Here is a 19,229-nt window from a genome sequence, read left to right as displayed (position 1 = left end):
GGGTGCCGACGGACCGCAGGGGGAGGCCGGAAAGGGTTCGTTGAACGCTTCCCGGCCCCGGCGCTGGACGCTGCGCGGCGCGCGGAGCGAATACACCGTGGCGGTGCCCGAGCACGGGCGCTGGCTCGAACTGGTGGCGTGGGGGCCGCACGGTGTCGGCGAAGGGCCGTCGCCGGTGGAATACGCCGGCCCGGTGCCGTTCCTCACCGCCGGGGACGCCGCGCCGATCGAGTACGCCACCGACGCCGCCCGACCGTTCACCGGGGCCGATCTGGTGGTGGAGACCGCCGGCGGGGACCGTCGGGTCGGCTTCGACTATCTCGGCGCCGAGACTGGAGCCGGTGGCGAGACCGGAGCCGGTGGCGAGACTGGAGCCGGTGGCGAGACTGGAGCCGGTGGCGAGACCGGAGCCGGTGGCGACGGCGGGCCGAGCCGGCTGGTGGTGACCTTCGCTGACCCGGTTACCGGGCTGCACGCCGCCCTGCACTACGAGATCCCGGACGGCACCGACGTGCTGCGCCGGTGGGTCGAGCTGACCAACACCGGGCCGGAACCGCTGCGCCTGCACCGGGCCGGTTCCGCCGGATTCTGCGTACCCACTCCGCACGGGGCACGGTTGAGTTACCAGTGGGGGCAGTGGGCGCAGGAGTTCCAACTCGACCACGTCGACCTCGGGCATGGCGAGTTCACCGTCGGCAGCGCGCAGGGCGTACCGGGGCACGCGTACGTCCCGTGGCTCGTCGTCCGGGACCAGGCCGAGCCGACCGGCTCTGCCTGGGCGGTGGCGGTGGACTGGACCGGCTCGTGGGAGATCACCGCGACCCGGGACACCGGCGGACTGACCCGGGTACGCGCCGGCCGGCGCCTCGTCGACGGCCCGCTCGACCTGCCCGCCGGGGCGCGGATCAGTCTGCCGGCGGTCACCGGTGCCTACAGCCCGGACGGGCTCGGCGGGCTGGCCCGGGTCTGGCACGACTACCAGCGCCGGCTCGCCGCCGACCGGCTCACGCCCCGGCCGGTGCTCTACAACTCGTGGGAGGCGACCTACTTCACGGTCGACGCGGAGAACCAGCTCGCGCTGGCCCGGATCGCCGCGGACCTCGGTGTCGAGACCTTCGTGGTCGACGACGGCTGGTTCGTCGGCCGGGACGACGACACCGCCGGCCTGGGGGACTGGACCCCGGACCCGGCGAAGTTCCCGGCCGGCTTCGACGCCTTCGTCACCGAGATCCGCGGTCTCGGGATGAACTTCGGGCTCTGGGTGGAGCCGGAGTGCGTCAACCCGCGCTCGACGCTCTACGCCGAACACCCGGACTGGGTCTACCAGGTGCGGGGCCGGCCGCTGACCCCGATCCGCAACCAGTACCTGCTGGACCTGGGCCGCCCGGAGGTGGCCGAGTTCGTGCACTCCACCGTGGACGGTCTGCTCCGCCGCTACGACATCGGCTATCTGAAGTGGGACTTCAACCGGCCGCGTACCGAAGCGGGCCGGAGCTTGCCGGCGGCCGCCGGTGCGGCCGGGCAGGTCGACCTCGACGGCGCGCACGTGGCCAACCTGCACCGGATCTACGAGCGGCTGCGCCGCGACCACCCGCACGTACTGCTGGAGGCCTGTGCCGGCGGCGGGGCGCGGACCGACCTCGGCATGGCGGCCCGGGCCGACGTCTTCTGGCCGAGCGACAACACCGGCCCGCTGGACCGGCTCGCCATCCAGTACGGCTTCCTGCACGCCAACGCCCCGCACCTGCTCAGCTCCTGGGTGACCGACTCGCCCGGACTCTTCGACCCGCGCCCGCGGTCGCTGGCCTTCCGGTTCGTGCTGGCGATGGCCGGGGTGCTCGGCATCGGCGCCGACATCCGGCACTGGTCGCCGGAGCAGCGCCGCGAGGCGGCCGGCTGGATCGCCCGGTACAAGGAGATCCGGGACGTCGTCACGCACGGCACCGTGCACCTGATCGGCGGCCCGGACCAGCCCCGCTGCGCCGTGCAGTACACCGCGCCCGACGAGCAGACGGTCGTGGTCCTCGCCTGGCATACCGGCCGGCTCGACGGCGCCGGCCTGCTGCCGTCCCGCCCGGTCCGGCTCCCGCTGGCCGGTCTCGACCCGGCCGCCGCCTACCGACACGACGAACGGCGCTACTCCGGCAGTCATCTGACCACCGTCGGGCTGCCGGTCCGGTGGACACCCGACCACGACGCGGAACTCGTCGTCCTCCGGCGCGCCTGATCCACCACCCCCGTTCCCCGACAGTGAAGGAAACGATGTGAGACGACATGCGCTCGTCGGCGTACTCGCCCTCGCCGGCGGTCTGCTGGTCGCGCCCGTCCCCGCCCAGGCACAGGCCCCCGTCGCCGAACCCGCCGGCACCGCTTTGACGGCCTCCGGGGAGGTGCTCAGCCCGACCCCCTACCAGGGCTGGAACACCTACTACGGGCTCGGCGGGGAGTTCTCCGAGGAGTCGGTGAAGCAGGTCGCCGACGCCCTGGTCGACCGGGGTTTCGCCGAGGCCGGCTACGACATCGTCTGGCTCGACGGCGGCTGGCAGGATCCGGAGCCGCGTACCGCGGCCGGTGACCTCCAGGCCGACCGGACCCGGTTCCCCAACGGGCTGGGGCCGCTGGTCGACTACATCCACGGCAAGGGGCTGCGGGCCGGCATCTACACCGACGCCGGGCCGTACATCCCGGGTAAGTGCGGGCTCGGCAGCCATGGCTACTACCAGCGCGACGCGGACCAGTTCGCCGCGTGGGAGTTCGACGCGGTCAAGGTGGACTACCTCTGCGGGATTGCCGCCGACCTGGACCCGAAGACCGTCTACACCGAGTTCGCCGCCGCGCTGCGGAACAACGCCAGCAAGCGGCCGATCATCTTCAACCTCTGCAACCCGGTGACCTCCCCGGACTGGGGAAACTACCCGGAGGAGCAGCAGTCCACGTACTCCTGGAGCTACGCCCCGGCGATCGCACAGTCCTGGCGGACGTACACCGACGTGGGCTTCGTCGGCGAGGTCAAGTACAAGGACGTGCTGCGCAACTACGACGCGAACGCGCGGCACCCGGAGGTGGCCGGGCCGGGGCACTTCAACGACCCGGACTACCTCGGGCCGGAACTCGGGATGACCGACGAGGAGTTCCGGACCCAGATGACCCTCTGGACCGTGGCCGCCGCGCCGCTGGTGATCGCCAGCGACGTACGCAAGATCAGTCAGACCTCGGTGGAGATCCTCACCGACCCCGAGGTGCTGGCGATCAACCAGGACCCGGCCGGGGTGCAGGCGGTCCGGGTCGGCCCGGCCGGCACCACCGAGACCTGGGTGAAGCGGCTCGCCGACGGTGACCGGGCGGTGGTGCTGCTCAACCGGGGCGACAGCCCGCAGACCCTGACCACCACGGCGAAGGCGGTCGGCCTGGCCGGCAACCGGTTCACGGTCGAGAACGCCTGGACGAACCAGGTCACCGAGAGCGCCGGCACGATCAGCGCGGCGGTTCCGGCGCACGGTGCGGCGCTGTTCCGGGTCGGGACGCACCGGGGGCTGCCCGGCGTACCGCACGTCACCGCCGGGCTGCCGCAGGTGACCCAGGTCGGCGGAGTCGCCACGCCGGACGGGTCGGCGCCGGTCGCCGCCGGTGGGGACCAGGCCCGGGTCGAGGTCGCCGTCCGCAACGACGGCCTGCTGCCGGTGCTGGCGCCGCAGGTGACCCTGGCGGCACCCGCCGGCTGGGCGGTCCGGCCGCAGGGCCGGTCGACGGTACCGCTGCTGGCCGCCGGGCAGAGCAGGACCTTCGGCTTCACGGTGACGCTGCCGGCCGGCGCTGCCCCCGGTGCCGCCAGCCTGACCGCCACCACCTCCTACCAGGTGCCCGGGCACGGCCGGCTGCGGCAGGCGACCGTCGGTACCCTGACGGTCGCCCCGGCGCCGCCGGACGGTGAGGTCGTGCTCTCGCACCACGACTGGATCAGCGCCACCAGCGGTTGGATGAGCCCGACCGTCGACGCCAGCGTCGGGGGCGGCTCCCCGATCAGCGTGGTCGGCCAGGTCTACCCGACCGGGATCGGCGTCGCCTCGCCCTCCACGGTCCGCTACTACCTCGGTGGCCGGTGTACCCGGCTCGCCGCGCTGGTCGGACTGGACGACGCGGTCCGCAACGTCGGACCCGAGGGCGCGACGGCGACCTTCCAGGTGGTCGGCGACGGCCAGGTCCGGTACGACAGCGGCGTGCTGACCCGGGACGATCCGCGTCAGGTCGACGTCGACCTGACCGGGGTACGGGTCCTCGACCTGGTGGTCGGCGACGCGGGCGACGGCGGCTACAACGACCGCGCCGACTGGGCCGGCCTGACCGCCACCTGCTGACACCGACGACGGACGGTCCGCGCCCGGGTGGCACCGCCATCCGGGTCCGGACCGTCCGGTGGGCGAGAGCTGGTGCCACTCCTCGGGCGGCCGCTCTGACCCTGTTGTCAGGTGCGGTCGGACTGATCACGGTGGACCCAACCGGTGAGGGGTGGAATCGACCGGCCCGGCGGACCGTTCGACCAGCGCGCCCGGCCGGGGCGTTCCGGTCAGGACAGGGGCCGGGGCGTTCCGGTCAGGACAGCGGCCCACCCCGGGCCGCCACCGCTACGGGGGAAGAACTGGCGGCCCGGGGTGGGTGTTGGGTGATGAGGCAAGCTGGTCATCGTCGGCGCGGAACCCAGTGGATGATCTGGCCGACGATCAGTGCGGGATGCCGGTCGGGCAGCGCTTCCAGGGCGCGGGCGAGGTGTGCGGCGAGGTACATCATGAGCCCTGTCCGGTCACCGTCGAACCCGATCAGTAGTGCCAGGCGGGCCGGCGCGCAGGGCCAGTCGTGTTCGCAGTCTCGACAGGCGTACCTGTCCGTGGGAAGGTGCCGCCCGGCCGCCTGGCGCTCGTGCACCCGCGCCCGCCGTCGGGCGACATGCCGCTCCCATCGTGCCCATGGCCCGATCACGGGTCTACACCCGCTCGGCGTGCCGGGCTCGGTGCTGTTGTGCTGGGTTCTGCTGGGAACGGTGCTGTTGTGCTGGGTGCTGCTGGGCTGGGTGCTGCTGGGCTGGGTGCTGTTGTGCTGGGTGCTGCTGGGAACGGTGCTGTTGTGCTGGGTGCTGCTGGGCTGGGGTCAGGCCGCACGCCCGGCCGTTGGCCAGGTGCGCCCGGGTCGGCCCGTTCCACCCGTCGTACCGGCCCGCATTGCGGAAGTGGGGGAAGTCGACCCACGGGCGCTGCGACTCGTCCGGCCGCGGGGGTGCCGGGAGCGGCGGTGGCGGCGCTTCTTCGTGCCCGGCCCGTGCTTCCCGGGCAATCCTGACATCGGTCGTGGCGACCCGGAGCGCCCGGCGGAACTCGGCGGGTGCGGTGTCGGCACCCGCCGATCGTGTGCTCCTACTACCCGGCCGGGGGTAGTAGGAGCACACGCTGGGATCCGAGTCGGGGCAGATCCATCGGTGTCCACACCAGCAATACCGCCAGAGGCGCCACCCATGCTCGGCGATGGCGGAGCCTGGTTCCTCGTACCTGTCTCAGACGCCATCTCCAGGTCGTCCCGGGAAACCGTCACGGTCACCGTGCCACCTCCATCGCGGCGCGGGCGCTCCGGACGTTGATCCGCGGGGCGGTGACCAGCAGCCAGAGCGCCCGCTGGAAGTCGTCGGCCAGCCGGACCACGCTGGCCTCGTCGAACATCCGGGGGTTGTACATCACCCGGACCACGAACGAGGTGTACGGCTCCATCACCCAGAGGAAGTCCACCGGCATCACCGGCTGCTCCGCGACGACCTCGGGCGGCAGCTTCATCCGCTGGTAGCGCACGGTCGCGCGGTCGTCGGTGAAGTCCGGGATCGGCTGGCAGAGCTGGATCGGCGTCGGCACCACGGTGCTGCTGTCGAAGGCCGAGGCGGCGATGTTCGGCAGCGCCTCCAGCACCCGGATCAGGGGTACGTCGTTGGTCTGGGCGGCGATCCCCGCCCGGTGCACCCGGGCGAGCACGGTCGCGAGGGTCTGCTCGGCGGGTACGCCGAGCCGCAGTACGTGGCCGTTGACGAAGAAGCCGACGGTGTCCCACTGCTGCCGGCTCCGGCCGGCCCCGAGCACCGGGATCGCGATCTCGCTGCCGCCGGTCCGCCCGGTGAGGCTGAGCGCGTACGCGGTCAGCAGCATCGTGAAGAAGGAGGTCCGGGCGGCTCGGGCAGCCCGGCGTACGTCCTGCACCGTCCGGTCGGACAGCTCGAAGGTGTGCAGGGCGCGTACCCCGCCGGTGCCGTCGACCGGGCGGGGGCGGTCGGCCGGAACGCCCACCGCCGGTAGGTCGCCGAGGGTCCGTTGCCAGTACGGCAGCGCCGACCGGATCTGCTTCTCCCGCTCGGCCGAGCCGTCGGCGAGGGCGCACTCGACGTACTGCGGCAGCGGGGTGCGGTCCGGGGGCTCACCGCGCAGCCGGCGCTCGTACCCGGCCATCACGTCCCGGATGGCGACCTGCATCGTCCAGCCGTCGGCCGCCGTACGGTGGATCACCAGCACCAGCGCCGAGGCGTCCCCGAACCGGGCCAGGTACGCCGCGAGCAGCGGTACCCGGTCGCAGGGCTGCCCGTTGGCCAGCGCCCGGGCGGTGATCCGGGCCACCTCGGCGTCCCGGTCGTCCGGCGCGGTCCCGTGCCGGTCGAGGACGGTGAGCGGCACCGGGGCGGGTGGGCGTACCCGCTGGAACGGAAAGCCCTCCTTGCGCACCACGACGGTACGCAGCGCGCCCTGGCGTCGTACCACGTCGTCGAGCGCCTGGCGCAGCACGTCGACGTCGACCGGCCCGGTGAGCCAGTGCGCACACCAGTTGACGAAGTTCGGGCCGAACACGCTACCGCCGTCGTGCACCGCGAACGCGGCCAGCAGTTGCTGCGCGTACGACAGCGGCGCCTGGACGCCGGTGAGCCCGTCGTGTTCGGTCGGGGGAGCAGCCACCACGTCTGACCCGGTCATGCCGGATCCGCCTTCAGCACCATCGGTTTCCCATCGTCGAGACCTCCTTGCTCCGGAACCTGCGCAGCGGTTGTCAGGCCCTCGGTCCGCGCCTGGTAGTCCACCGAGGCGACGAAGGCCCGTTCGATCAGAGCGGTGGTCGGCGCGGGCGGCCCGCCCGGGATCGTGCCGAGGCCGGTCGGAAACCGGTCGGCGCCGTCGAAGAGGCTGGCCAGGGCCATCAGGTTGGCGAACCGGCGGCGCTGCTTCGCCGGCAGCGGGTCGATGAAGACCGGCCGGATGACCCGTTCCACCATGGCCGGCGGCGCGAACCGGGGCAGCGACACCCGCAGGCCGAGTTCGCCGCACCGGGCGACGACCAGGTCCACCAGCCGCTGCACGGTCGGCGCCGCAGCCCCCGCCGTTATCCAGTACTCGGCGACCGGTCCGGTGCGGTCCTCCGGCGCCGGCCCGGCGGACACTGGCCCCGGGCCGCCGGACGTCGGTGCCGGGTCGCCGGACGGTGGCGCCGGGACGGTTGACGGTGGCGCCGGGGCGGTGGACGGTGGCGCCGCGGCGCCGGACGTCGGTGCCGGGCCGGTGGACGGGGTCGGGGGCAGGGCGAGGGCGACCAGCGCCTCGGCCACCAGGTCCCGGGGCAGCACGTCGATGGTGGCGCCCGGGCTGAACGGCAGCACCGGCAGCAGGCTCCGCATGATCGCCGAGGTGGTGCTGTGCAGGCCCTGGAACCGGCTGGTCTCACCACCGGCCGAGTCGCCGATCACCACCGAGATCCGGGCGATCGCGGGCGGCAGGCCGCTGCGGCGTACGACCTCCTCGGCGGCGAGCTTGCTGGCCAGGTACCGCCGGGGGTCCACCGTGCCGCCCGGTTCCTCGGCCCGGGCCGGCCGGGCCAACTCGTGCCGGGCCACGAACGCGGTCGAGGAGAACACCAGCCTCGCCCCGGCATCGGCGGCGAACCGGACGATCTGTTCGGTGCCCCGGACGTTCTGGGTCCGCATCGTGTCGTCGTCCGCGCTGAAGTCGGTGACACCGGCGCAGTGCAGTACCACGTCGACGCTGGCGGCCAGCTCCGCGTACCGGCCACGGTGCAGGCCGAGCCAGGGCCGGGTGACGTCGCCGCGTACCGCCCGGCCGGGCACCTCCGCCCGGTAGGTCAGGGCGGTCACCCGGTGACCGGCCAGCCGGTGCAGCAGGGCGGCACCGACCACCCCGGACGCGCCGGTGAGCAGGATCGAAGTCATCCGGTACCTCCCGGGGGGTGGCCGTCGGATCGCGCCACCGCGCGGATCGGCACCCCCTGCTGCCGCCCGGTGTACGGCCGGGAAGCCCGCCCACGGGCTACCGCCCCGACCGCGCCCCGTCCGCTTCAGTCAGCAAAGGACGGTGCGGCCGGCGACGCCAGGTCTGGCCCCGTTCGAGGGTGTGCGGATCCGCTCCGAACGGGTCCGAACGGGTCCGAACGGGCGGCTCGGGGCTCCGGTGCCCGGTGTACGTCCGACCGCTCGTCCGCGACCGGACCCCGACCGTCGACGAAGCTGGCCCGTATCACGCCGATCCCGGCCGACGACGGCCGTCCGGGCCGGAGTCAGCGCCCCGTCGCGACCCCTGCCAGCGGCACCCCGGTCCGGTTCTCGACCCCGGGCGATGGCCGGACGACGGCCGTCAGGGAGGGAGTCAGCGCAGCGGTGCGGGCCGGATGTCCGGCGGTGTCGGTTCGACCAGGAACACCTGACCGGTGTGCCCCGGATCGCAGGGCAACTGGACCAGTTCGGCCCACTCGGCGTCGATGTCGTCGACGGTGACGCAGAGCCCGCTGTGCACGAGACGGAGCCGGAAGCCCTGCCCGGGCGACCCGACCGGGTCCAGGTGGAACTGCTCCCCGGCCCCCTCCTGGCCGCAGTGGTCGTCCTCGACCCGGGCGCCCACCTTCCGGCTGCCCTCCCGGATGCCCATGCAGCCGAGCCCGAACTCCGGATGGTCGGTCTGGATCAGATAGCTGGTGCCGCCGCCGGTGGCGGTGATCGGAGCGCTCAGGCTCCGCACCGGAAATGCCTCGGCGCAGCTCGCCTGGAAGACCTGTCCGTCATCGAATTCGGGGCGTTCGGAGAGGCAGAGCCCGGAGTGCGCCACCCGGATCCGGGTCCCGCCCTGCCCGCCGGCGACCTGCGTGCCCGGGTCGCCGCCGGTCGGAGCGGATTGGTTGGTCACGGTCGGCTCCGGCCGGGCGGTGCCATCCCGGTCGGCCGGTCGCGACAGCCACCAGCCGGCGAGGACGGCGGCGATCGCGACCACCGCACCGGTCGCGGCGGCCAGCAGCAGCAGGCCGGGGCGGGGGCGCCGGTCGGCCGGTTCGGGCGGTTCGGCCGGCTCCGGTTCGGCCGGCTCCGGTTCGGCCGGCTCCGGTTCGGGCGGTTCGGTTGTCGGCGGCGTCGCGGCGGCGTCCACGAGACGTCGGCGCGCCGCCAGCCACCGGTCCACCGACTCCGGGGATTCCCCGCAGGCCCGGGTCAGCGCCCGGACCAACTCCTCCCGGGGCAGGGTGTTGCGGGCCAGCATGGTGGCGAGGGTGCTCGCCGGCAGGTTGTCCCCGGCGGCTCGGGCCAACCGCTCGATCCGCCGAAAACTCAACCCCGACCGGTTGCGCAACTGCCGGAGCAGCCCGACGAGGTCGGCCGGCGTCCGGGCGCTGCCGGGATCGAGGTCGTCGGTGCCATCGGGCATCAGAAGGTACCTCCGGCGGACGGTGCCACCGGCCGCCGGCAGGACGGGCAGCCGGTGCGGACGGGGTGCGGACCGGAGCCTCGGCACGGCACCGATCGCCGATCATCGACATGTTAGCGCGCCCCTTTGCGCCTCGGCCGGGATCGCGCCCGGCGACGTTGGCGGCGCCTGTCTCTTCGTCTGCCCGTCCTGTCCGGAGCGTCCGTTCGACCACTGGTTCGACTGCGCCTCACCGGACTCCGTCACGTTGCGACTCCGCGCGTTGTGGCCCGGACGGGTGAGCGGCCATACTGACAGCCTTCCGGGGCGGCGAGACCGGCAGCCTTCCAGTGTGGTCGGTGCGGCAGCGCTCCGGGCAGGTCGGCGAGGAGCACAGGAGGTAACGGCATCAGCGCGCGCAGGGTTCTCTTCGTCGGCGGCAGCGGGATCATCAGCTCCGCCTGTTCCCGGCTCGCCGTCGAGCGCGGCATCGAGCTCACGGTGCTCAACCGGGGCACCACCACCCGACGACCGCTGCCGGCCGGGGTCACCGTGCTCCGGGCCGACATCCGCGATCCGGACTCGGTCCGGGCCGCCCTGGGGGCTCGGGAGTTCGACGCGGTGGTCGACTGGATCGCCTTCACCCCGGCACACGTACGGACCAGTGTGGAGCTGTTCCGGGACCGGACCGGCCAGTACGTCTTCATCAGCTCGGCGTCGGCCTACCAGACCCCGCCGGCCCGGCTGCCGATCGTGGAGTCGACACCGCTGCGGAACCCGTACTGGCGGTACTCGCGGGACAAGATCGCGTGTGAGGACCTGCTCGTCCGGGCGTACCGCGAGGACGGGTTCCCGGCGACGATCGTGCGTCCGTCGCACACCTACGACCGGACCCTGGTGCCGTTCGACGGCGGCTGGACCGTGGTCGACCGGATGCGCCGGGGCAGGGAGATCGTCGTACACGGCGACGGCACATCACTGTGGACACTCACCCATCACACGGACTTCGCCCGGGGATTCGTGCCGCTGCTCGGGCATCCCGCCGCGATCGGTGACGTCTTCCACATCACCTCCGACGAGGCGCTCACCTGGAACCAGATCGCCGAGGCGCTGGCGGCGGCGGCCGGCGTACCGGCCCGGATCGTGCACGTGCCGTCGGACGCGATCGCGGCGGCGGATCCCGAGTGGGGTGCCGCGCTGCTCGGCGACAAGACGCACTCGATGGTCTTCGACAACACCAAGCTGCGCCGGCTGGTACCGGACTTCGTGGCGACCGTGCCGTTCGCGCAGGGCGCCCGGGAGATCGTCGACTGGCACGACGCCGACCCGGCGCGGCAGCGGGTCGACGCCCGGCTGGACGCGCTGCACGACCGCCTGGTCGAGACGTACCGGATCCGCGACCTGGTCCCGGCCGGCTCGGAGGACTAACGCCCGGGCACGGTGGCCAGCCGGATCCGGACCAGCAGGTCGTGCAGGGCCGGCTCCGCGGTCGGTCGTTCGGGCAGCCGGGACGCCTGCCCCGCCTCGTCCAGCGCGGCGTGCAGGGCCGTGAGGTCGGCGTCCAGCAGGTCGGCTCCGGGCGCGTCGGAGACCCCGGCGAGCAGGTCGTGCTCGCCGGCCGCCTTGGCCGCGACCAGCGTGCCGAGGTAGTCCGGCGCCTCCGGCAGCTCCGCCGCCAGGGTAGGCAGGTGGGCCACCAGCCGACCGGTCCGGATCAGGTGGATGCCGGTGAGCAGGGTCCGGAACGTGTAGAGCAGCGGCTTCAGCTCTCCGGTGCGGTCGAACAGCCGGCGCTGGGTGTGCGCGAAGCCCCGGTAGTGGTGCGCGTGGTGCCGGGTGATGCAGTCCGGCGCCAGCGCGACCAGTTCGGCGTGCGCCTCCCCGGTCAGCACGACGAGCGGGGAGAGGAACTGCTCCAGTACGTAGCCGTTGCGCCGCAGCAGCAGGTGGCCGAACTTCGCCGCGTCGTGGGTGACCAGGTCGATTTCGACCCCGTCCCGGATCCAGCTCCGGTCCACCGTGGCCGGCCCGTGCCGCAGCCCGACCACTTCGGCGGCCGGCAGCAGGTGTACGCCGCGCAGGTCGACGTCGGAGTCCCGGGACGGAAAGCCGTACAGGTGCGCCCCGGAGACGGTGGCGAAGAGCAGCGGATAGGGCTGGTCGGCCAGCACGTCGCGCAGCGCGGCCGGCTCCAGCCGGGTCAGGTCGGGTGCGGGTCCGCTCCGGCCGGTGCCTTCCGTGTCGTCGGTCGTCCGGGTGCCTTCCGTGTCGTCGGTCGTCCGGGTGCCTTCCGAGGGTGTCATCCGAGTGCCTCCCGGGCGCTGCGGGCGCGTACCGAGTAGAGCCAGGCGTCCACCCGGGCCGTGTCGGGCACCGCCGGCAGCGGAGTGTGTGTCACGGCGTCGTCCAGGTCGGCGTGCAGGGCCAGCCGCCAGCGTTCCACCTCAGCCCACCCGACCTCGCCCCGGCGTACGGCCAGCAGCCGTTCGCGGTGCGGCCCCACGTCCAGTTCCAGCCGGCCGTGCCGGAGCAGGTCACCGGCGGCGATCAGCAGCCGGAGCAGGTGCATGACGTGCTTCCACCGGGGCTCGCCACGCTGCCGCAGATCCGCCTCCAACTTCTTGAACTGACTCAGCACGTAGCCGGAATAGGTCTGGTAGGTGAGCTGGGACAGGAATGCCGGCCGCAGCTCCAGGAGTTCCTCGCCGACCGGGGTGACGGTGAGCACGGTGCGGGAGTGCAGCACCTCCAGCAGGTTCGGGTTCGCCTTCAGGGCCAGCTCGCAGAAGCGCTCCACCTCCCAGGAGAAGCGTTCCGGCTCGGGGCCGTCCAGGTGGCTGGGCGGCTTGGCCAGCGACCAGAAGGCGGTCGCGGGAGCGGCGTAGACACCACGGACGTCGGTGTCCGACTCGTCGGTGGCCAGTCCGAAGGCGCGGGAGCCGACCACCGCGGCGTAGATGGTGTGCCGGGCGACCAGGCCGGGGCCGTCGACCGCCGCCGTCCCCGCCTCGACCGCCAGGTTCTGCTGGTACGCCTTGCGCAGCGCGAGCTGCCCGCGCGGGCTGCGCAGCCGCCGCCCGTCGGTGAGCTGGACCAGGTAGCAGTCGTCGGCCGGGTCGTAGCCGAGCACCCGGCCGGTGGCGCCGCGCTGCACCCGTATTCCCGCCAGGTCGGCGGCGGTCTGCCGGAGCACCACCTGGGTCCCGTCGGGTAACCGGGGAGCAGTCGATCGCCTGGACATGGCGGACATCGTGCCGTACCGGAGATCCCGGCCGCATCCCAGATCACGCCGGCACCGCCGGCACCAGCCGTGCCAGGCGGGGCGCGGCGGGCCCTCGAACAACTCCTGTCGTACCCGGCGGCGACAATCGGGTGATGTTCCTCGCCACGCGGCCCGGCAGGGTCGGACTATGTCGGTCCCCGGTCTGCCCAGTGGGTACGCTCGCTACCGGCGTGGGGCCCGCCCCGGCGCCCAGCCCGCCGACCAGCGGCACACGACCGGCGACTCTGGGAGTTCACCTCGTTGACTGCACAGCCTGAAATCCTGTATGGGGCCGACGACCTCACCTACCTCGAGGGTCTGGACGCGGTCCGGAAGCGGCCCGGCATGTACATCGGGTCGACCGACGGCCGTGGCGTGGGTCACCTGTTCAACGAGATCGTGGACAACTCCACCGACGAGGGCGTCGCCGGTCACGCGACCCGGGTCGAGGTCACCCTGCACGCCGACGGCTCGGTGCAGGTCGACGACGACGGCCGGGGGATCCCGACCGACGTGCACGCCAAGTCGGGGCTCTCCGGCGTCGAGCTGGTGCTGACCCGGCTGCACGCGGGCGGCAAGTTCGGCAACTCCGGCTACAAGACCTCCGGCGGCCTGCACGGGGTGGGCGCCTCGGCGGTCAACGCCCTCTCCCGGCGGTTCGACGTCACGGTGCGCCGGGACGGCAAGATCCACCAGATGTCGTTCCAGCACGGCGTACCGGGAATATTCGACGGCGCCGGCGCCGGGGCGACCTTCGCCGCGCACCCGGGGCTGCGCCTGCTGGGCAAGATGAAGCGGGGCGAGTCGACCGGCACGTCGATCCGCTACTGGCACGACGCGCGCTACTTCGAGACCGGGGCCACCCTCGACGTCGAGGCGGTCCGCACCAAGCTCCGGCACACCGCGTTCCTGGTGCCCGGCGTGACCTACGTGCTGCGGGACGCCACCGGCGGGGCGATCAGCGCCGAGACGTTCCACTTCCCGAACGGCCTGGCCGACATGGTCGACTACCTGGCGCCGGCCGCCGACAAGCCGGTCTCCGGCACCCTGCTGGTCACCGGCGAGGGCACCTACCGGGAGAACGCCGCCGACGCCAACGGCGTGATGCGCAGCAACGTCGAACGCCGGGCCGAGGTCGAGGTGGCGTTCCGCTGGGGCACCGGCTACGAGCGGACCGTCGAGTGCTTCACCAACACCATCCGCAACGTGCACGGCGGCACCCACCGCCGGGGCTTCGAGCGGGGCGCCACCCGGGCGCTGGTCGACGCGATCCGCAACGCCCGTGGCCTGCTCAAGCCGAAGGAGGACGCCCCGGTCCTGGACGACATCCTCGAGGGCCTCACCGCCGTCGTGCACGTCCGGATCCCGGAGCCGCAGTTCACCTCGCAGACCAAGGACGAGCTCTCCACCGCCCCGGTGACCAAGGTGGTGCAGACCGTCGTCGAGCAGCACATCAAGGCCTGGCTGGAGGACCGCAAGACCAAGGCCGAGGCGCGTACGGTGCTCCAGAAGATCGTCGACGCGGCCCGGGTCCGGCTGACCCAGAAGCAGCAGAAGGACGCCGCCCGGCGCAAGACCGCGCTGGAGGGCGCGGCGATGCCGCCGAAGCTGGTCGACTGCCGCTCCACCGGGGTCGAGCGCAGCGAGTTGTTCATCGTCGAGGGGGACAGCGCGCTCGGCACCGCCCGGCTGGCCCGCTCCTCGGAATACCAGGCGTTGCTGCCGATCCGGGGCAAGATCCTCAATGTCCAGAAGGCCAGCCTCCAACAGGTGCTGGACAACGCCGAGTGCTCGGCGATCATCCAGGTACTCGGTGCGGGCTCCGGGCGCACCTTCGACCTGGCCTCGCTCCGGTACGGCCGCATCCTGATCATGGCCGACGCGGACGTGGACGGCTCGCACATCCGTACCCTGCTGATCACGCTCTTCGCCAAGTACATGCGGCCGGTGATCGAGGCGGGCCGGCTCTACGCCGCCGTGCCACCGCTGCACAAGATCAGCACCAAGGGGAAGAACCCGGAGACCCACTACACCTACACCCAGGCGGAGATGGTCGCCACCGTCGGCCGGCTGGAGAAGGCCAAGAAGCAGGTGGTCACCCCGATTCCCCGGTTCAAGGGTCTCGGCGAGATGGACGCCGACGAGCTCTGGGACACCACCATGAACCCGGCCAGCCGGATGGTCCGGCGGATCACCATGGACGACGCCGAGGCGGCCGAGCAGGTCCTCGAACTGCTGATGGGCGAGAAGGTCGAGCCCCGGAAGAACTGGCTGATCGACTCGGCGAACCGGGTCGACCAGGAGGCGATCGACGCCTGATCCGCCGGGCGGACAGGCACGCGGAACCGACAGCGGCCGGGGCACCGGCCGGGCGAGGGAAGAGAGCGCTCTAAGTCATGGCACGCCGTACGGGTAAGGGACCCAAGGTCGACCTGTCCTCCTTCGACCAGGCGGGGGCCCGGGTCCTCGACAACCCACTGGCCACCGAGGTCGAGGACTCCTACCTGGAGTACGCCTTCTCGGTGATCCACTCCCGCGCGCTCCCGGACGCGCGGGACGGCCTCAAGCCGGTGCACCGGCGGATCCTCTACTCGATGAGCGAGCAGGGGCACCGCCCCGACCGGGCGCACGTGAAGTCCGCCCGGGTCATCGGCGACGTGATGGGCAAGTTTCATCCTCACGGTGACGGGGCCATCTACGACGCGATGGTCCGGCTGGCCCAGGACTTCTCGCTGAACGCCCCACTCATCGACGGGCATGGAAACTTCGGGTCCCCGGACGACGGACCGGCTGCGGCGAGGTACTGCGTCACCGGCGATACTCGCATCCGGCTCGCCGATGGTTCGAGTCCGCGGATCGGTGATCTCGTCGCTCTGCCTGCCGACGCGGAGCGGGAAGTCGATTTCGAGGTGCTGGACAAGGACGGTAAGGCTGTCCGGGTCAACCGCGTCTTCAACTCCGGAATCCATCCGACCGTCCGGGTCACGACGGCCGCCGGATTCTCGCTGCGAGGCAGCGAGAATCACCTCGTGCTCTGCCTGGAGTCGCCCATGGGGGTGCCGCTCTTCCAGTGGCGTCGTCTCGATGAGATCAAGCCGGGCGCGGTTGTCTGTGTGGCCCGCAACGCCTGGTCACAGGTGACGCCGACGGCCCGGGAGTACATGCGCGGTGTGCTCGCCGGCGCGTGGGTCTCGGAGGGATGGGCGAGCGAGAAGCGCGCCGGCTTCAACAACACCGACGAGCATTTCTTCGGAGAGGTGCTGCACGCGTACGACCAGGTCGTGGGTGGAGCCCGTTACGTCAGTGAACGCCAGACCCGGCGGGACCGCAAGCGCATCTTCGAGCTGGACATCCAGCCGTACGGCGGAGGAATGGAGGCCTTCCTCCGTAGCCCACTTGGGGAACTGGTCGGCTATCAGTCGCGGGACAAGTTCGTTCCCGAGTTCGTCTGGTGCGGCGGCTGGGGCGTCAAGCGAGCCTTCCTTATGGCCGCGTTCGAGGGCGATGGTGGGGTACGGATAGCCAAGGAAAGCTTCACCATCCAGTATTCGACCTACAGCGAGCGGCTTGCCCGGGAGCTTCAGGAGCTGCTGGCCGAGTTCGGAGTGATCGCATGCCGACGGCACTACATCAGGCCGAGCGGCTCGGTCGAACATCGACTGCTCATCTCCGGCCTGAACAACATTCGGGCCTACGCGCAACGAGTCGGATTCCTGCGCACCAAGCAGACGGCATTGCAGCGCCTGTTGAGGCATTCACCGGTACGTCCACACCGCCTCACCCAGGACCACGCTCCGTTCGTCGCCGACTATGTGCGCAGCGCTCTCGACTTCAACCGCCGCGGTAGTGGACGGAAGTGGCTGACGGTCCACAATTTCGACCGGACCGAGCGCTGGGAGACGGAGCGGCTGCGGATCATCGACCGGATCAAGGATCCCGAGGTACTCGCCACCATCCTTCCGATCATGGATTCCGGATACCGGTTCGAGACGGTGACCGGGGTGGAACCGTGCGATCCGGCCGAGGTGTACTCCGTACGGGTGGAATCGGAGGATCATTCCTTCCTCGCGGGCGGCTTCGTCAACCACAACACCGAGGCCCGGATGTCCCGCGAGGCGATGCTGCTGGTCGGTGAGCTGGGCGAGGGGACCGTCGACTTCAAGCCCAACTACGACGGCTCGCTGACCGAGCCCTCGGTGCTGCCGGCCGCGTTCCCGAACCTGCTGGTCAACGGCACCTCCGGGATCGCGGTCGGGATGGCGACCAACATGATCCCGCACAACCTCGGCGAGGTGGTCGCGGCGGCGCGTTGGCTGATCGACCACCCGGACGCCGACCTCGACAAGCTGATGGAGTTCGTCCCCGGCCCGGACCTGCCGACCGGTGGCCTGCTGCTCGGGCTGGACGAGGTGCGCAAGGCGTACGAGACCGGCCGGGGCGTGGTGCGGATGCGGGCCCGGGTGGAGACCGGTCCGCTGGAGGGGAGCCGGGGCCGGCAGGCGATCACGGTGGTCGAGCTGCCGTACGGGGTCGGCGCCGAGAAGATCATCGAGGCCATCACCGACGAGGTACGCGGCAAGCTGATCACCTCCGGCCCGCGCAAGGGGCAGCGGCAGGCAGCCCGGCTCCAGGGCATCGCCGACGTCAAGGACCTCACCGACCGGGAGAACGGCACCCGGCTGGTGATCGAGTGCAAGGTCGGGGTCAACCCCCAGGCGCTGCTGGCCGACCTCTACCGGCTCACCCCGCTGGAGCAGTCCTTCGGGGTCAACAACCTCGTCCTGGTGGACGGCCAGCCGCAGACCCTCGGGCTCAAGCGCCTGCTGGAGGTCTTCCTGGCCCACCGCTACGAGGTGGTGACCCGGCGTACGACGTTCCGCCGGCAGAAGCGGGCCGACCGGCTGCACCTGGTCGACGGCCTGCTGATGGCGCTGCTCGACATCGACGAGGTGGTGCGGTTGATCCGGGCCAGCGAGAACGCCCAGGCGGCCAAGGACGGGCTGATGAGCCAGTTCGGGCTCTCCGAGATCCAGGCGACCTACATCCTGGACACCCCGCTGCGCCGGCTGACCAAGTTCGACCGGATCGAGCTGGAGGTGGAGCGGGAGCGGCTGCGCGACGAGATCGCCGCGCTGACCGAGATCCTGGAGGACGACCGGGTGCTCCGCAAGGTCGTCTCCGACGAGCTGGCCGCGGTGGTGGACGAGTTCGCCGCGAAGCGGCGTACCACGCTGATCGACGGGGACCTCAAGGAGGTGCTGGCGGCCTCGGCGCCGGCCGGGCCGCTGGAGGTCGCCGACGACCCGTGCCAGGTGATCCTCTCCGCCACCGGGCTGGTCGCCCGGACCGCCGCCGAGTCGGAGGAGGCCGCCGAGGGGCGGCGCCGCAACGGCCGGACCAAGCACGACGCGGTACGCGCGGTCGTGCACACCACCGCGCGGGGCCAGGTGCTGCTGGTGACCAGCGCGGGGCGGGCGTTCAAGACCGACGTACTGCCGCTGCCGGTGCTGCCGGAGCAGGCCGGTACGGTCTCGCTCTCCGGCGGGATGTCCACCGCCGAGCTGGTGCCGCTGGAGCCGGGGGAGACGGTCGTCGGGTTGGCGCCGCTCGGTGAGCGTGGTGCCGGTTCGCCCGGCCTGGCGCTCGGCACCCGGCAGGGTGTGGTCAAGGTCTGCGCTCCCGACTGGCCGGTCCGGTCCGACGAGTTCGAGGTGATCGGGCTGCGTGACGGTGACGAGGTGGTCGGGGCGACCTGGCTCACCGACGGCGCGGAGACGCTCGCCTTCGTCACCTCGGATGCCTCGCTGCTGCGCTTCCCGGCCACGCTGGTCCGGCCGCAGGGTGTCAAGGGTGGCGGCATGGCCGGGATCAACCTCGGCTCCGGTGCCGAGGTGGTCTTCTTCGGCGCGGTCCGCACCGACGAGACCGAGCACGGCGAGCCGATGGTGGTCACCTCCAGCGGCAGCGGCGTGAAGGTGACCCCGTTCGCGCTCTATCCGGCGAAGGGCCGGGCCACCGGCGGGGTACGCGCCCAGCGCTTCCTCAAGGGCGAGTCCAAGCTGGTCGTCGCCTGGATCGGGCCGCGACCGGTGGGCATCAGCAAGCGTGGCGAGCCGATGGCGCTGCCCGAGCCGGACCAGCGCCGGGACGGTTCCGGAGCGGCGATGTTCGGCCCGGACAAGGTGGGCCACCTGATCGAACGCGGCTGAGCCGTGGCACTCCCGTCCCGGGTCTCGCCGTAGCGAGACCCGGGACGGGCACGTGTGCCGACG

Annotated in this window: 10 protein-coding genes and 3 pseudogenes; 7 read left to right on the top strand and 6 right to left on the bottom strand. The window is 72.1% G+C overall.

The window, feature by feature from the left end; genetic code table 11:
• Nucleotides 1-40: 40 nt before the first annotated feature.
• A complete protein-coding gene (locus tag ACQEVC_RS40190; protein WP_432888893.1) occupies nucleotides 41-2,227 on the top strand; it encodes an alpha-galactosidase in 2,187 nt (728 codons plus the stop codon).
• 37 nt (nucleotides 2,228-2,264) lie between these two features.
• Nucleotides 2,265-4,355: an NPCBM/NEW2 domain-containing protein gene (locus ACQEVC_RS40185; protein WP_432888891.1), complete on the top strand. Its 2,091-nt coding sequence runs from the start codon at nucleotides 2,265-2,267 to the stop codon at nucleotides 4,353-4,355.
• A 322-nt stretch (nucleotides 4,356-4,677) separates the two neighbouring features.
• Here the strand turns inward: ACQEVC_RS40185 and ACQEVC_RS40180 are convergent, their stop codons facing one another.
• The 4 genes from ACQEVC_RS40180 to ACQEVC_RS40165 all read right to left on the bottom strand — a co-directional run bounded on the left by ACQEVC_RS40180 (nucleotide 4,678) and on the right by ACQEVC_RS40165 (nucleotide 9,716).
• Nucleotides 4,678-4,974 (bottom strand): flavin reductase, encoded by a 297-nt coding sequence (locus tag ACQEVC_RS40180; RefSeq protein ID WP_432888889.1) that lies wholly within the window; start codon nucleotides 4,972-4,974, stop codon nucleotides 4,678-4,680.
• Nucleotides 4,975-5,582: 608 nt separating this feature from the next.
• Nucleotides 5,583-6,992, bottom strand: a complete 1,410-nt coding sequence (locus ACQEVC_RS40175) for a condensation domain-containing protein (protein ID WP_432888887.1) — start codon at nucleotides 6,990-6,992, stop codon at nucleotides 5,583-5,585.
• Nucleotides 6,989-8,236 carry an SDR family oxidoreductase gene (locus tag ACQEVC_RS40170; RefSeq protein WP_432888885.1) on the bottom strand — a complete coding sequence of 416 codons (1,248 nt, stop codon included), beginning with the start codon at nucleotides 8,234-8,236 and terminating at the stop codon, nucleotides 6,989-6,991. Before ACQEVC_RS40170 ends, ACQEVC_RS40175 begins: the two co-directional genes overlap by 4 nt.
• A gap of 433 nt (nucleotides 8,237-8,669) precedes the next feature.
• The gene (locus ACQEVC_RS40165; protein WP_432888883.1) at nucleotides 8,670-9,716 is read right to left on the bottom strand and encodes a helix-turn-helix domain-containing protein; all 1,047 of its coding nucleotides are present in this window, start codon (nucleotides 9,714-9,716) and stop codon (nucleotides 8,670-8,672) included.
• A gap of 387 nt (nucleotides 9,717-10,103) precedes the next feature.
• Between ACQEVC_RS40165 and ACQEVC_RS40160 the strand changes: the two genes are divergently transcribed.
• Nucleotides 10,104-11,123 carry an SDR family oxidoreductase gene (locus ACQEVC_RS40160; protein ID WP_432891986.1) on the top strand — a complete coding sequence of 340 codons (1,020 nt, stop codon included), beginning with the start codon at nucleotides 10,104-10,106 and terminating at the stop codon, nucleotides 11,121-11,123.
• Here ACQEVC_RS40160 and ACQEVC_RS40155 read toward each other — a convergent pair.
• Both ACQEVC_RS40155 and ACQEVC_RS40150 read right to left on the bottom strand, forming a co-directional pair.
• Nucleotides 11,120-11,998: a nucleotidyltransferase domain-containing protein gene (locus ACQEVC_RS40155; protein ID WP_432888881.1), complete on the bottom strand. Its 879-nt coding sequence runs from the start codon at nucleotides 11,996-11,998 to the stop codon at nucleotides 11,120-11,122. The two genes, ACQEVC_RS40160 and ACQEVC_RS40155, sit on opposite strands and share 4 nt — an antisense overlap.
• Nucleotides 11,995-12,936: a nucleotidyltransferase domain-containing protein gene (locus ACQEVC_RS40150; protein WP_432888879.1), complete on the bottom strand. Its 942-nt coding sequence runs from the start codon at nucleotides 12,934-12,936 to the stop codon at nucleotides 11,995-11,997. The genes ACQEVC_RS40155 and ACQEVC_RS40150 overlap by 4 nt, the downstream gene beginning before the upstream one ends.
• Before the next feature lie 282 nt (nucleotides 12,937-13,218).
• Between ACQEVC_RS40150 and ACQEVC_RS40145 the strand changes: the two genes are divergently transcribed.
• The 4 genes and pseudogenes from ACQEVC_RS40145 to ACQEVC_RS40130 form a co-directional block, all read left to right on the top strand.
• Nucleotides 13,219-15,276: a DNA gyrase/topoisomerase IV subunit B gene (locus ACQEVC_RS40145; RefSeq protein ID WP_432888877.1), complete on the top strand. Its 2,058-nt coding sequence runs from the start codon at nucleotides 13,219-13,221 to the stop codon at nucleotides 15,274-15,276.
• A gap of 77 nt (nucleotides 15,277-15,353) precedes the next feature.
• Nucleotides 15,354-15,761: pseudogene (locus tag ACQEVC_RS40140) on the top strand (DNA gyrase subunit A); the annotation flags it as partial.
• A 12-nt stretch (nucleotides 15,762-15,773) separates the two neighbouring features.
• Nucleotides 15,774-16,655, top strand: a pseudogene (locus tag ACQEVC_RS40135) (LAGLIDADG family homing endonuclease); the annotation flags it as partial.
• A gap of 393 nt (nucleotides 16,656-17,048) precedes the next feature.
• A pseudogene (locus tag ACQEVC_RS40130) lies at nucleotides 17,049-19,166 on the top strand (DNA gyrase subunit A); the annotation flags it as partial.
• Nucleotides 19,167-19,229 lie beyond the last annotated feature (63 nt).

This window comes from Plantactinospora sp. CA-294935, assembly GCF_050936445.1.
Taxonomy (GTDB): Bacteria; Actinomycetota; Actinomycetes; order Mycobacteriales; family Micromonosporaceae; genus Plantactinospora.
Note: the sequence above shows the minus strand (reverse complement) of the source record. Positions and strands in the feature narration are given on the sequence as shown.

Coding starts and splice junctions, on each gene's coding strand:
- ACQEVC_RS40150 (WP_432888879.1), bottom strand. CDS start 12,936: ATGTCCAGGCGATCGACTGCTCCCCGGTTACCCGACGGGACCCAGGTG.
- ACQEVC_RS40155 (WP_432888881.1), bottom strand. CDS start 11,998: ATGACACCCTCGGAAGGCACCCGGACGACCGACGACACGGAAGGCACC.
- ACQEVC_RS40175 (WP_432888887.1), bottom strand. CDS start 6,992: ATGACCGGGTCAGACGTGGTGGCTGCTCCCCCGACCGAACACGACGGG.
- ACQEVC_RS40165 (WP_432888883.1), bottom strand. CDS start 9,716: ATGCCCGATGGCACCGACGACCTCGATCCCGGCAGCGCCCGGACGCCG.
- ACQEVC_RS40170 (WP_432888885.1), bottom strand. CDS start 8,236: ATGACTTCGATCCTGCTCACCGGCGCGTCCGGGGTGGTCGGTGCCGCC.